General features: G+C 70.9%; 8 protein-coding genes. 3 read left to right on the plus strand and 5 right to left on the minus strand.

Features of this window, described 5'->3' with window-relative positions; all coding sequences use genetic code 11:
• Positions 1-18: 18 nt before the first annotated feature.
• Positions 19-633 carry a TetR/AcrR family transcriptional regulator gene (locus LR393_RS04745; protein ID WP_231481914.1) on the minus strand — a complete coding sequence of 205 codons (615 nt, stop codon included), beginning with the start codon at positions 631-633 and terminating at the stop codon, positions 19-21.
• Positions 634-734: 101 nt separating this feature from the next.
• Here LR393_RS04745 and LR393_RS04750 point away from each other — a divergent pair, with 101 nt between their 5' ends.
• A complete protein-coding gene (locus LR393_RS04750) occupies positions 735-1,553 on the plus strand; it encodes a siderophore-interacting protein (protein WP_231481915.1) in 819 nt (272 codons plus the stop codon).
• 48 nt (positions 1,554-1,601) lie between these two features.
• Here LR393_RS04750 and LR393_RS04755 read toward each other — a convergent pair whose 3' ends face one another.
• The 3 genes from LR393_RS04755 to LR393_RS04765 all read right to left on the minus strand — a co-directional run bounded on the left by LR393_RS04755 (position 1,602) and on the right by LR393_RS04765 (position 9,422).
• Positions 1,602-2,417: a DUF397 domain-containing protein gene (locus tag LR393_RS04755; RefSeq protein WP_231481916.1), complete on the minus strand. Its 816-nt coding sequence runs from the start codon at positions 2,415-2,417 to the stop codon at positions 1,602-1,604.
• Between the two features lie 502 nt (positions 2,418-2,919).
• Positions 2,920-3,792 carry a hypothetical protein gene (locus LR393_RS04760; protein ID WP_231481917.1) on the minus strand — a complete coding sequence of 291 codons (873 nt, stop codon included), beginning with the start codon at positions 3,790-3,792 and terminating at the stop codon, positions 2,920-2,922.
• Between the two features lie 149 nt (positions 3,793-3,941).
• Entirely contained in the window at positions 3,942-9,422 is a 5,481-nt protein-coding gene (locus tag LR393_RS04765; protein ID WP_231481918.1) for an ATP-binding protein, read from the minus strand.
• Between the two features lie 326 nt (positions 9,423-9,748).
• Here LR393_RS04765 and LR393_RS04770 point away from each other — a divergent pair, with 326 nt between their 5' ends.
• Positions 9,749-11,560 carry a multicopper oxidase family protein gene (locus tag LR393_RS04770; RefSeq protein WP_231481919.1) on the plus strand — a complete coding sequence of 604 codons (1,812 nt, stop codon included), beginning with the start codon at positions 9,749-9,751 and terminating at the stop codon, positions 11,558-11,560.
• Positions 11,561-11,565: 5 nt separating this feature from the next.
• Here LR393_RS04770 and LR393_RS04775 read toward each other — a convergent pair whose 3' ends face one another.
• The gene (locus LR393_RS04775; protein ID WP_231481920.1) at positions 11,566-12,429 is read right to left on the minus strand and encodes a helix-turn-helix domain-containing protein; all 864 of its coding nucleotides are present in this window, start codon (positions 12,427-12,429) and stop codon (positions 11,566-11,568) included.
• Between the two features lie 177 nt (positions 12,430-12,606).
• Between LR393_RS04775 and LR393_RS04780 the strand changes: the two genes are divergently transcribed.
• On the plus strand, positions 12,607-13,590 hold the full coding sequence (locus LR393_RS04780) for an oxidoreductase (protein WP_231481921.1): 984 nt from the start codon (positions 12,607-12,609) through the stop codon (positions 13,588-13,590).
• The last annotated feature ends 49 nt before the right edge of the window (positions 13,591-13,639 follow it).

Genomic DNA, 13,639 nt, shown 5'->3' on the forward strand with positions numbered 1-13,639 from the left:
TTAAATCGGGCAAGCCGGTCATGAGCCCCGGAGGTAGCCGCTCAGCATCGCGACCATCTCGGTCTCCAGGTGGGAGGCGTCCACCGGATCGGGAGCCGCGACCAGAAGGTGCACCGAGAGTTCCACGGTGGTCAGCACCAGCTGCGCCGCGGTGGCGACGTCGGCCACGCGCACCTCGGGGTGCTCGCGCAGCACGGTCTCCAGGCGCTGCGCGGTCTCGCGCTGCACCGTCTCCATCCGGGCGATCAGTTCGCCGGACCGGGGGGCCTGCTCGATCATCACCTGCAGCAGATGCGGGTCGTGGCGGTGGTTGTCGATGGACGCGCGCACCGTGGCCCGCAGCATGTCCTCCAGATCCCTCTGAGCGGAGCCGTTCTCGGTCAGCGCGAGCATCGGGGAGGCGTCCAGGTGCTGGGAGAGCAGTTCGAGCAGGAGCGCGTCCTTGTTCGGGTAGTACTGGTAGAGCGACCCGATGGAGATCCCGGCCTGCTCCGCGATCCGGTTGGTGGTGCCGGCGGCGTACCCGTACTCGGCGAAAACGTGAGCAGCCGCGTCGAGAATGCGCCGGCGGGTCAGCTCGGCGCGCGCCTGGCGGGGCTGTTTCCGCGGTTGGATCGGGGTTTGCCGGGGCATCGGGTCTCCTGGTCGGGGCGGCGGCGAAAGCGAGTACCGGTGAGGCGAGCAATTGCTCATAATTGTGTCATGACCTGCAACTTTACCGAGGCAGGGCCTCGATGATCCCGAAGGTGCGCCTGCCCGCCGAGCGCCGCATGATCACCCTCGAGGTGCGGTCGGTGCAGCCGCTGTCCGACAGCTTCGTCACCCTCACCCTGGGCGGCCCGGAGCTGAAGCACCTGCACGTGGCCGGGGACGACCAGGGCGTGCGGCTGTTCTTCCCGCGCCCGGGGCAGCCCGATCTGCGCATGCCCACCCGCAACAGCGAGGCCTGGATCGCCGAGCTGCTGCTGTGGCCGAAGGCCAGCCGGCCGTGGGTGCGCAACATGACGGTGCGGCGGGTGCGTCCCGAGCAGGACGAGATCGACATCGAGATCGCGGTGCACGGTGACACGCCGACCTCGACCTGGCTGCGCGCGGCCCAGAAGGGTTCGCCCGCAGGAATTTTTGACATCGGCCTGACCTACCAGCCACCCCCTGACGGGTGTCGCCAACTGCTCGTCGGCGACGAGAGTGCGCTACCGGCGATCGCCGCCATCCTGGAGCGGGCTCCGCAGGCCCTCACCGGCGACGCCATTCTCGAAGTGCCCACAACGGGGGACGTCCGTGAGCACCTGGTCGCGCCGGCGGGGGTGAACGTGCAGTGGGTGGTGCGGGACGATCCCTCCCTGCCCCCGGGAAACGTGACCCCGGGAACCCTCGCCCTGGAGGCGGTTCGGTCCGCGAACCTCCCGGCCGGGCCGTGTACCGCCTGGGTGGCGGGAGAGGCGAAACTCGCGACGGGTGTCCGCAGGCATCTCGTCAACGACCGGGGTGTGCCCAGGCGGGACATCCACTTCATGGGCTATTGGCGGGTGGGCCGGTCCGCCCCGGGTTGAGGCCCCGGAGACCTGGCTGCCTCCGGGGCCCCCGTGGGCGGTGGCCTGTCAGTCGGACAGGCTGTCCAGCACGCCGCTCTTGGCGGCTCCGATGAGGTTCGCATAGGCAGCACTACCGAGCGTGAGAAGGGGACCTTCAGGATTCTTGCTGTCTCTGATCTGGCGGTCCGAGCCATTCTTCCGCTGCTCGACGCATTGACCGTCGGAGTTGGATCGGGCCGACTTAACCCAAGGTGTGATCACGTTGCACGCTCCATTGATGACCGACTCATGAAGCGCCGTAATTGCTTCGGCTTCCTGCTCGGTCTCCAGGTAAAGACCGAAGCGTGAGCCGTACGGCTCGTGAAAGCTCTTCTCCCGCCACCGGGCGGCCATTTCCAGAAGCTTGTCCACATCTTCCTGCCCAGCCCCGTATTTCTGGCAGAGCGCCCGGATGGTGGTCTCCTTGTAGGGGCCCTGGCCACCCTGGAGGCGCCAGATCGTTTGCCGCGACATGAAACCGGAACGGTCGAGGTCCATCACGTCGGTTCCGGAGGCTTCGCGGAGCCGGTTGAGTTGTTCGCCGATCCGCCGGCCGACGAATGTGGTGTTGTCCTTCGATCGCACAGCCCGCGTCCGTGACATGCCGTCCATCCTGTCTTGCACGCGGTAACCGGGTAACCGTTTCCGCATCGGGCCGGTGCCAGCGATGCGGCTGGCACGGGCGATGCGGCTGGCACGGGCGATGCGGCTGGCACGGGCGATGCGGCTGGCACGGGCGATGCAGACGACATCGGCGCTATGGGGCCTGCCAACTGCGCGCCCACTACCTGCCGACTGCGCGCCGACTACCTGCCGACTACACGCCGTCCTGGCGGCTCCCATCGCCCCTCAGTGCCCTCCTCCCTCCGCTGGCGCTGAGGGGCTCACTCCGTGTCGCCATGGATGTGGGCCTGCTGTCGGGCATCTCCCTGTGCAGGTGTCCAACGGGACGATCAGGGACGCGGCCCGGCCCGGCGAGGCCGGCCCAGAGCGTGCTCCGGATGGCAGGAATCCAGGAATGGCAACGGATGCGTTGTGTACACCTGGTACATCCGGTACCGGATGTACCAGGTGTACACAACGCGAACCTGTTGATCCTCGATCGGGGCGTGGTCGGCCTTGCCGGAGGCTGGCGAACCCTTGCCGGAGGCTGGCGAACCCTTGCCGGAGGCTGGCGAACCCTTGCCGGAGGCTGGCGAACCCTTGCCGGAGGCTGGCGAACCCTTGCCAAAGGCCGGCGAACCCTTGCCGAAGGCCGGCGAACCCTTGCCGAAGGCCGGCACACCTTCGTGGTCATCGCCGACGGCAACTTCTCCGTGGACGGTGCGGGGGAAGCAGCTCCGGGTCAGAGCCCGAGGTCGGCGAGTGCCAGTTCCCCGAGGGGCTTCTCGTCCAGCACGTCGCCGACGAGCCGGTGCACGGTCATCGCGTGCAGGGCGGCCAGGGCGGCGCGCGTCGCGGCCGGGGTCAGGTCCGGGTTGGCCCGCACGAACTCCATCGTCACGTCGAGCACGGCCCGCATCTGGAACCGCAGGCGCCCCTCGCGCAGGCAGGCCCAGGCGGCCTCGTGCATGGCCCGTGACCAGATCCCGACGGGCCAGGTCACGGCCGACAACTGTGCCGGGGCGAGGTCGCCGGTGCGCACCCGGTCGATCAGCTCCAGCACCGGCGCGCTGCGCGGGCCGTAGACCGTCGGGCCGGACTCGAAAATCCCGCTCCCGCCCAGGGCGACGAGGCTGAACGGGGCCCGCAGGGCGCGCACGTGCTCCAGGCCGAGCTCGGGGCCCGCCCAGTAGGCGGCGACCGCGGCGGCCGCTGCCGCGGCGGAGGCGGGTGCGGCCCCCAGACCCGGCACGGTGGCGACCGGGGCGTCGGGCCAGACCGTGGCCTCGGTCGCGACCAGCGCTGCGACCTGCGAGGCGTTGCCGAACCGGCCCGAGGCGATGGCGTCCGCACCGACGGCGGCCCCGCCCTTCAGGGCCGAGCCGGCGATGCGCAGCGTCTCGGGCATCGTGGGGGAGTTCAGGTCGAGCAGCTGGACCAGGCCCCCGGCGATGCCGGTGGCCTCCTGGTCACGGGCGAGCCAGGCCCGGCCCAGGGCCGTGGCGCCGTCCTGGGTGATCCGGAACGCGCTGCTGAGCGCCCGCAGGACCGGGGCGGCGGCCGGGTGCGTGGCTGCGTCGGAAGCGAGCACGGTGGGTGAGGACAAGGTGTACATCACTCAAGACCCTGCGGGCCGGACGTGACCGCGGTCAAGGGCGGAGGTGCGTTTGCCGCACCCGTCGCCACTCTGGGTATCTGAACCCCGGGCTAGCCGTGATCATGCGAAGGCTCCCCGGGGAACCTTCGCATGATCACGAACAGGTTCTAGCGCTTCGCGAGCCCTGCCGCGATCGCCTCGATGATCCGAGGCCGCATCTCCTGGGCGCTGATGATCGCGTCCACCGACCCGACCTCGACCGCCCGGCGGATGCTGTGCACCTGGTCGAACTCGGCGGCCACCTCGCCCAGCTTCTCGGCGCGCACGGCGCCCTGGACCTCGGCGAGCTTGGTGTTCAGCGCGGCGCGCTCGGCGCCGCCGACCGACAGCACCTGGGACTGGAGGTCGCTCACCCGGGGGTCGTTCGTCGTCCTCTTGTTGACCTCGCCGGCGAACACGACCGCCGCGGCGGGAGCGCCACCCAGCACCGACGCGAACGAGCCCTCCAGGGCCAGCACCGTCATGTTCGGGTTGAGGGCCTTCGAGAACACCACGAAAGCACCACCGTGGTAACGGGAGATCACGGTGAACACGATCGGGCCGTCGAAGTTGACGATGGCCCGGCCGATCTCGGCGCCGTACTCGAGCTGGAGGTGCCGCATCGACTCGGGGGAACCGTCGAACCCGGACAGGTTCGCCAGCACCACCAGGGGCCGGTTGCCGGAGGCCGCGTTGATGGCTCGGGCCGTCTTCTTGGACGACTTCGGGAACAGCGTGCCCGCGGTGTAGGTGTCCGGGCCGTCGGTGGGCGGGAAGCCGCGCCGCGGAACAGCTCTCGACTCGATACCGATCAGGGTGACCGGGTGGCCGCCGATGTGCGCGTCCTGCACCACCGAGGTGTCGGAGTCGGCCATGCCGGCCCAGCGCTCCAGCACCTGGTGGTCCTGGTCGGACAGCGCGCGCATCACGGTGCGGATGTCGAACGGCTTCTTGCGGTCCGGGTTGTGCTCGGCCGAGAAGACCTCACCGACCGTGGTGAACTCCTCGCCCGAGGGGTGCGGGTAGTCGCGGATGTCGCGGTCGACCGGGTCGGTCGTCGGCGCGCTGCGCGGAACGCTCTCTCCCGGAACGATGTACGCGTGGTCGTAGTGCGCCATCAGGATGTCGCGGGCCCCGGTCAGGTCAGGCGCCCAGTACTGCGCCTGGCCGTTGGGGCCCATCACCCGGTCGTAGCCGCCGATCCCGAAGTTGTCCTCGGCGGAGACACCGCCGGAGAAGTCCAGGGACTGCTTGCCGGTCAGCACCATGGCCGAGTCCGGCGTCATCACCAGGATGCCCTTGGTGTGCATGAGCATCGTGGCCTCGGCGTTCCAGTACGGCTGGGCGCCGACGTTGATCCCCGCCACCACGATGTTGATCTCGCCACCGGCCTGGGTGAAGAGCACGATGCGCTTGAGCGCGGCGGCCACCCAGTCCATGTTCTCGGTACCCGAGCTCATCGAGATCTTGGCGCCGGCCGAGAGGGCGTACCACTCCAGCGGCACCCGCATCCGCTCGGCCAGGTCGATCGCCGCGATGACCCGGGCGCACTCGGGTTCCGCCAGTGAGCCCAGCGCCTTGGTCGGGTCGCCCAGCAGCACCACGCGGGTCAGGCCCTCCGGGTGCCGGGCCGTGGGCGTGGTGACCACCCCGGCCACGATCGCGGCCGTGTTACCGCCGGGGGCGCGGGTGACCTCGGCGAAAGAGCCGTCGACGATGTCGTACTCGGTGAACCTGCCGCCGGTGCCGGACAGCAGCCCGGTCAGCTCGTACGGGTACACGTTGCCGCGCCCGGCTGCCCGCAGCACCTTCTGCCGGTAGTCGTCCAGCGGCTGCACCGGCTCGGAGGTCGGCTCGCCGACCTCCAGGCGCGCGCCCCGGCCCGGTGCGGGCTGGATACGCACGGAGAAGTCGACGATCTCGCCGGCCTCGTTGCGGCGGCGGGCGACGAACTGCACCTCTTCCAGGCCGGCGCCCACCACGGCGGGCAGGATCCGGTGCACCAGTGTGCCGAACTCGGCGTTCGTCAGGTCGGTGATCGGCCAGACATACATCATGATCCGGTTGGTGGCCAGGCGCCGGTTCTGCGGCGAGGCGGCCTGCACGGCGCGGATCGCGTCGACCCCGTTGATGATCGCGTTCTCCACGCTGGGCAGTGCGATCAGCGTGCCGTCGGGCTCGCGCTGCGGCGTCAGGTCGCGCACCTGGCCCATGACGAAGAGCCGCTCGTCGGCCGGGTTGCTGCGCGCCACCGCCTTGAAGAGGTAAACCTCTTCGTCGGTCGACGGCAGCCGGGTCAGGTCGAATTCGCGCAGGCGCTGCAACTGCAGGCGCTGGGCGATCTGCGGGTGCAGACCGCGGATCAGCCGGTCCTCGGTCAGGCTGCCCTGACCGGGGCGGAAGGTGAAGTGGTTGTGCATGACCGCGCCCCGGGTCCCGGCCACGGTCACCGTGATCCGGCGCACGGCGGCGGGAAGGTTCTGCCCGGAGAGCAGTTCCGCCAGGCGGGCGGCGATCGCGTCGGTGTCGGGCTGGTCGTCCCAGGCCACGTACAGGTCGGCGACCAGGCCGCGCTCGGCGACGTCGGCGGCGAGCTGCGCCACCCCGCTCAGGGCGTCGGGCAACTGCTCGAAGTCGATCGCCGTGGTGACGACCCGGGTGTGACGCTCCGGGCTGGTGTGCTCGGCGGTGACGAAGCGGAAGCCTGCGGCCTCGCGCGTGCCAATCGCGCCGACCAGGCCCCGGCTGCCGTAGTAGCGGCGGGTCAGGACCTCGAGCAGGGCGGTGTGGTCGACGTCGGGCCGGCCGATGCGCTGGCCCACCAGACGCACCAGCGGCTCCGGCCCGGCCACCATCGCCTGGATGCGCTCGGGGCGGTCGGGGGCGTCGGGCATCCGGTCGAGGTAGCGCAGGTCCTCGCTCACCGCGGCGTACACGGTGGCCCGGTTCCGGCGCAGTGTGGGCTGGGTGAACCAGCGGAACACCACGGCCCGGGCCAGGTCCGACACCACCGGGAAGCGCACCTGGGTGGCCTCCACCAGGTGCCGCAGGGCGGTACCGGCGCGCTCGCCCAGACCGTTCTGCGGGGCCTGACCGACCAGCCACTGACGCAGCAGCTGCGACACGATCGAGCTGGCCTGGGTCATGCGCTGCTGGGCCAGGAAGATCCGGAAGACCGCGGCCTCGAGCTGCGGCGTGCGGTCCAGCTCGGTCACGCCGTAGTAACCCAGCACCTGGGTCAGGCGGGTCTGGAACACCGGGCTCACCCCGGAACGCTCCACGTCCAGGCTCTGCAGGTAGGTGTGGAAGTACTCGCGCGGGCTGTGCACCGGGTTGCCCGGCTCGATCTCCAGCCCGGCCCGGGGCCGGTTGCGGTTCAGCTCGGACAGGTCGGCGAACACCGTCAGCAGGTCGACCTCACCCGGCAGTGGCGGCCCGGCCACCTCCGAGCGCGCGGCCAGGTAGTCGGCCAGCACGTCGTTCGGGGAGACGTCGAAGCCCAGCAGCAGGGCGCGCAGGTCTTGCAGGCCGCGGGTCACGCGCAGTTCCGCGGACGTGTCGGACGGCTCGGCGGGCAGGTCGATCTCAGCCGCGGCGACGGGTGCCGCCTCGACCTGCGACTGGTCGGCCAGCGGCTCCAGGCGCATCAGCGGGGCGCCGGTCTCGACCTGGCTGCCCACCGACACCGGGCACTCGCGCACCCGGGCCCGGAACGGTGCGCGCAGCACCGTCTCCATCTTCATGCTCTCCAGCACGAGAATCGGCGCGCCGGCGTCGATCTCGTCGCCGACCGCGACCGGTGTGGCGACCACCAGGGCGGGGGCGGGGGAGCGCACGACGCCACCCTCGTCCAGGCTGACCCGGTGGGCCACCCCGTCCACCTCGACCAGGTGGATCGGCCCGTGTGTGGCGGTGACCAGCCGGAACCGCTCACCGTTCACGGTGATCCGGCCGCTGTGCTCGTCGAACCGCTCCACCTCGACGTCGGCGGGGTGCACCACATCATGGCTGCTGCCGCTGGAGATGCCCACGCGGAAGCGGGAGGCGCCGGTGCGGGCCACGCTGACCCGGTAGGCCACGCCGCGCAGCTTCAGGTCCAGCGGACGGCTGCTGTCGTGCTGCACCTGCGGCCGGCCACCGTGGGCGGAGGTCAGCAGACGCTGCTGACTGACCTCCTCCTCGTCCTGGTAGGCCTCGATCGCGGCGGCGGCCAGGGCCACCGCGGAGTGCCGGTGGGTGATCAGACGGCCCTGCTCGCGCACCCGGTCGATCCAGCCGGTGTCGGCGGAGGCGTCGATCACCTCGGGCGCCTCGAGCAGGTCGATCACGAAACTCTTGTTGGTGGAGCCGCCCTCGATCACCACGACGGTCTCGGCCATCGCCCGGCGCAGGCGCGCCAGGGCCTGGTCGCGGTTACGGCCGTGGGCGATGATCTTCGCGATCATCGAGTCGAAGTCGGCGGGGATGGTGTCGCCCTCGCTGACCCCCGTGTCCACCCGGATACCGGGGCCGGCGGGCAGCAGCAGACGGCTGATGCGGCCGGGGGACGGCGCGAAGTCGCGGTCGGGGTCCTCGGCGTTGAGCCGTGCCTCGACCGCGTGACCGATCTCGGCCGGGGCGGTGCCCTCGAGCTTCCCGCCCTCGGCCACGTGCAGCTGCAGGCGCACCAGGTCGGTGCCGGTGGTGATCTCGGTGATCGGGTGCTCGACCTGGAGGCGGGTGTTCACCTCGAGGAAGGCGAACAGCTTGTCCTCGGGGCGGTAGAGGAACTCGACCGTGCAGGCGCCGCGGTAGCCGACGGCCACGGCCAGGCGCTCGGCGGACGCCTTCAGGTCGGCCGTCTGCTCGTCCGAGAGCACGGCCGAGGCCGACTCCTCGATGACCTTCTGATTGCGCCGCTGCACCGAGCAGTCGCGCACACCCAGGGCCCACGCGGTGCCCTGGCCGTCGGCGATGACCTGCACCTCGACGTGCCGGGCCCCACTGACCAGGCTCTCCAGGAACAGCACGCCGGAACCGAACGCCCGCAGGGCCTCGTCACTGGTGCGCTGGTAGGCCTCGGTCAGGTCGGCGTCGGTGGCCACCTTGCGGATACCGCGACCGCCACCCCCGGCGGTCGCCTTCAGCATCAGCGGGTAGCCGATCTCGTTCGCCCGGGTCAGCGCGTGGTCCAGCGACTCCAGCGGGCCGCGGCTCCAGGGAGCCACCGGCACGCCGACCTCCTCGGCGATCAGCTTGGAGCCGATCTTGTCGCCGAGCCGGCGCATGGCCTCGGCGCTCGGGCCGACGAAGGTGACCCCGATGCGGTCGCACAGCTCGGCGAAGGCCGGGTCCTCGGCCACGAAGCCCCAGCCGACCCAGGCGGCGTCCGCCTTCGTCTCGGTCAGGGCCTTCTCCAGCACCGCGAGGTTCAGGTACGGACGCGCGGCGGCCGGGCCGAGCGGGTAGGCGATGTCGGCCTCCCGCACGAACGTGGAGTTCCGGTCGGCGTCGGTGTACAGCGCGACCGTCTCGAGGCGCTCGCCGGTCTCCGCAGCGAGATCACGAACGGCGTGGATGAGCCGCATAGCGGCCTCTCCGCGGTTGACGATGGCGACACGAGTGAACACCGGCTGAGCCTCCCAGAAGCAAAACGAAGGGGCTCGGCCGTGGTCCGGATCGTGCCCCAGCCTCCACCTTGCTGCGTCGGGGGGTACTTGCGCCATGTGGGGCATCGCGTGGAGCTGGGGCCGGGCTTTGTAGGAACCAAACAAAGACGTCGGCAAAGGACGACGAACGCACCGGTTCCGGGGCAGCGGGGGAGCCGGATCGACGCTCACCGTAACCTCGCGGTCACCCCGGGACGTGCGGGGGTGGGAGCTGATTGACGCAGGAGGAATGATTCGTCCATACTGCGGCCCGTCCAGCGCGTTCTACATCCTCGGGGGTGAGCCCGTTGAAGGTTGAACGGCGTCAGTTTCTTCGTCTCGCGGCCGCTCTCGGCCTGGTGCCCCTGGTCGGGGTCGAGTCGGGCACAGCGGCTCCGGCCGCTCCGGCGCTCCGGGCCGCCGCGGCCACCCGCATCTCGGGCGCGTCCTACGCGTCCAAGTTCCGCCGCGCCCTGCCCCGCCCGCCGCGCGTCAAGCTGACGAAGGCCGGGTCGAAGCTCACGGTGGACATCGTGCAGTTCCGCCAGCAGGTGCTCACCGGGTTCCCCACCACCAAGCTCTACGGCTACCGGGTCTCCGGGGGCCAGGCGTCCTGGCCCGGGGCGACGATCGAGACCCAGGCCGGGCGGTCGATCAAGGTCACCTGGCGCAACAAGCTGCCGGTCGGCACCCGCAAGATCAGCCAGACCGGCGGCCACCTGCTGCCGGTCGACGCCAGCCTGCTCGACGCGACCACGCTGGCCCTGCCGGCCGGGCAGAAGCCGACGGTGACGCACCTGCACGGCGGGCACACCGAGTGGCAGAGCGACGGCCACCCCGAGGCCTGGACCACGCAGAGCGGGCGCCGCGGCAAGACCTGGAAGAAGGCCGTCTACACCTACGACAACTCCGGCCGGGCCGGCGGCACCCTCTGGTATCACGACCACACGCACGGCATCACCCGGCTGAACGTCTACGCCGGGATGGCCGGCCTCTACCTGCTGCGCGACACGACCGAGAACTCCCTGATCACCCGGCACGTGCTGCCCGCGACCGCGTACGAGCGCGAGATCGTCATCCAGGACCGGGCGTTCACGGACGACGGCCAGCTGTTCATGGAGACCGACCCGCCCTCCAGCGGGGGCATCAAGGCGTCCGTCTTCTTCGACTTCATCACCGTCAACGGCGTGCCCTGGCCGGTGCTCGACGTGCAGCAGCGCAAGTACCGCTTCCGCCTCGTCAACGGCTCCGACTCGCGGATGTACGTGCTGCGCCTCACCGGCGGCGCCTCCTTCCTGGTCGTCGGCAACGACCAGGGCCTGCTGCGCTCAGCCGTCGCCACCACCAGCCTGCTGCTGGCCCCGGGGGAGCGGTACGACGTGGTGATCGACTTCTCGAAACTCAAGCTGGGCACCACGATGACCCTGCGCAACGCCGGGATCGACGGTTCCCTCATGGGTTTCACCAACGCCGCCGGTACCGTCACCAACCGCCCGACGGGTACGTCGTTCGGCGACGGGAACCCCGCCGACACCGCGTCCACGGCCTCGATCATGCGCTTCCGGGTGTCGGCCAAACGCTCGAAAGTCGCTGAGGCGACGGTGAAGGCGGGCACCACGCTGGGCCGCACCCTGACCTTCCCGAAGTCCACCTTCACCCGCCGGCTCATCATCAACCGGGGCTCCGACGGGCAGGGCCGGGACATGGAGATGCTCGGCACCCTCGAGGCCGGCACCCTGGAATGGATGGACAAGGCCACCGAGATCGTGCCGAAGGGCCGCACCGAGGTGTGGGAGATCTACAACACCAGCCTGGTCGCGCACCCGATCCATCTGCACCTGGTGCATTTCCAGATCCTCGACCGGGCCCCGTTCACGTTCACCACGATGTCCATGCCGATGTCCGACGGCGGCACCGGGGCCATGGTCGACGTCACCGGCCGCGGCACCCGCCGCAAGCCCGAGACGTACGAGCGCGGCCCCAAGGACACCGCGGTCTGCTACCCCGGCGAGGTCACGCGCATCATCGCCACGTTCGACCGGGTGGGCAACTACGTCTGGCACTGCCACGAACTGCACCACGAGGACCACGACATGATGCGGCCCCTGCTGGTGCGCTGACCCGCTCAGCGCAGGACGGCCGTCCAGCTCGACAGGAGCCTCAGGGCGTCCTCGGAAGGGGTGCCGGGCTCGGCGGTGTACATCAGCAGGGTCAGGCCCGGATCGGCGGTCAGGGCCGTGCTCTCGAAGGGCAGGTCCAGCTCACCCACCACGGGGTGATGCAGACGCTGCCGCCCGCTGGTGCGGAACGACACGTCGTGGCGGGCCCAGCGGGTGCGGAACTCCTGGCTGCCGGCGGAGATCTCGTCGACCAGGCCGGTCAGCACCCGGTCGCAGGGCTGCTGCCCGGACCCGGCCAGGAGCCGGCCCGTGACGTCGTCGGCCACAGCGTCCCAGTCCGGCCAGAAGGTGCGGGCCGCCGGGTCGAGGAAGACGGACCGGGCCAGGTTGAGCCGGTCGCCCCCGGGGGCCGGCGGCTGCAGCAGGGCCCGGCCCAGGGCATTGGTGCCGATCACGTCGAGATACCCGTTGTGCACCAGCGCCGCGGTGGTGGTCATCGAGTCGAGGATGCGCTGCACCGGCGGCCGGAGCCGGAGCGGGACGGTGACCGGGGCACACGCGATGGTCCCGGCCCGCAGCAGATCCAGCAGATGAGCGTACTCGGCACCGCTGAGCCGCAGGGCCCGGCTGATGCCCTCCAGCACGCTCTGCGACACGTGGGTGGCATCGCCGCGCTCGAGCCGGATGTAGTACTCGACGCTGATCCCGGCCAGGGCCGCGACCTCCTCACGGCGCAGGCCCTTCACCCGCCGGTGGCCGCTCACGGCGGGCAGGCCCGCCTGCTCCGGGGTGAGCCGATCACGCCGGGTCGAGAGGAACTCCCGCACCTGGCGGCGCATCTGCGCCTGAGCCCGTGGACCGCTTCCCATGACGGGACGATACGTCGGCCGGCTCCCGTCCAGACAGTCACCCGCAGTACCCCTGTCGCAGAATCTGTCGCGCCCGACCCGGCCCCGCTTGGCTGGTGAGGGCCCCTCCGGGACCCGGGACCGACGTCCACCATCGGATGTTCGGCCCGTCGACGGGACATTTCACGAGGAGATGCCGTGAGCGCATCACAGACCAAGCTCCACTCCGGGTTCGGCGCGAGCAGCACCACGGACCAGGTGCTCGACGGGGTCGACCTGTCCGGCTCCGTGGCGATCGTCACCGGGGGCTACTCCGGGATCGGGCTGGCGACGACCCGGGCGCTCGCCGCCGCCGGCGCGCACGTCGTGGTGCCGGCCCGCAGGCCCGACAGTGCGCGCACCGCGCTCGCCGGGATCGACGGGGTCGAGGTGGACGAGCTGGATCTGGCCGACCTGACGAGTGTGGCCGATTTCGCCGACCGGTTCCTGGCCTCCGGGCGTGGCCTGGACCTCCTGATCGGATCGGCCGGGATCATGGCGCCGCCCCTGGAGCGCGTCGGCCCGGGCTGGGAGTCACAGTTCGCCACCAACCACCTCGGGCACTTCGCCCTGGTCAACCGGCTCCGGCCGGTGCTGGAGGACGCGGGTGGGGCCCGGGTGGTCTCTGTCTCCTCCCGGGCCCACCGGTTCGGTGGCCTGCGCTGGGACGACCCGCAGTTCCGGGCGGGTGAGTACGACAAGTGGGCCGCGTACGCCCAGGCCAAGACCGCCAACGTGCTGTTCGCGGTGCAGCTGGACGCCCTCGGTGCGGACGCGGGTGTGCGGGCCTTCTCGGTGCACCCGGGCACGATCGACACCCGGTTGCAGCGGCATCTGCCGCTGGCCGAGATGGTGGCCATGGGCTGGGCGAACGAGGACGGCTCGTTCCCGCACCCCGACAGCATGAAGACGCCGGAGCAGGGGGCGGCGACCTCGGTGTGGGCGGCTACGTCGCCGCAGCTGAAGAATCTCGGCGGGGTCTACCTCGAAGACGTCGACGTCGCCGGGATCACCGACGCGGCAGACCTTCTCGACATGTCGGTGGGTGGGGTCGCGGCGCTCGCGATCGATCCCGGGCAGGCCGCCCGGCTGTGGACGCTGTCGGCCGAACTCACCGGGGAGGACGCTTTCGGCGCGCGCTGAGGCGGCGAAAGCCCCCGGGGACGGGCGTTCCCGGGGGCTTTCGGGCGTT

Source organism: Kineosporia mesophila, assembly GCF_021129235.1.
GTDB lineage: Bacteria > Actinomycetota > Actinomycetes > Actinomycetales > Kineosporiaceae > Kineosporia > Kineosporia mesophila.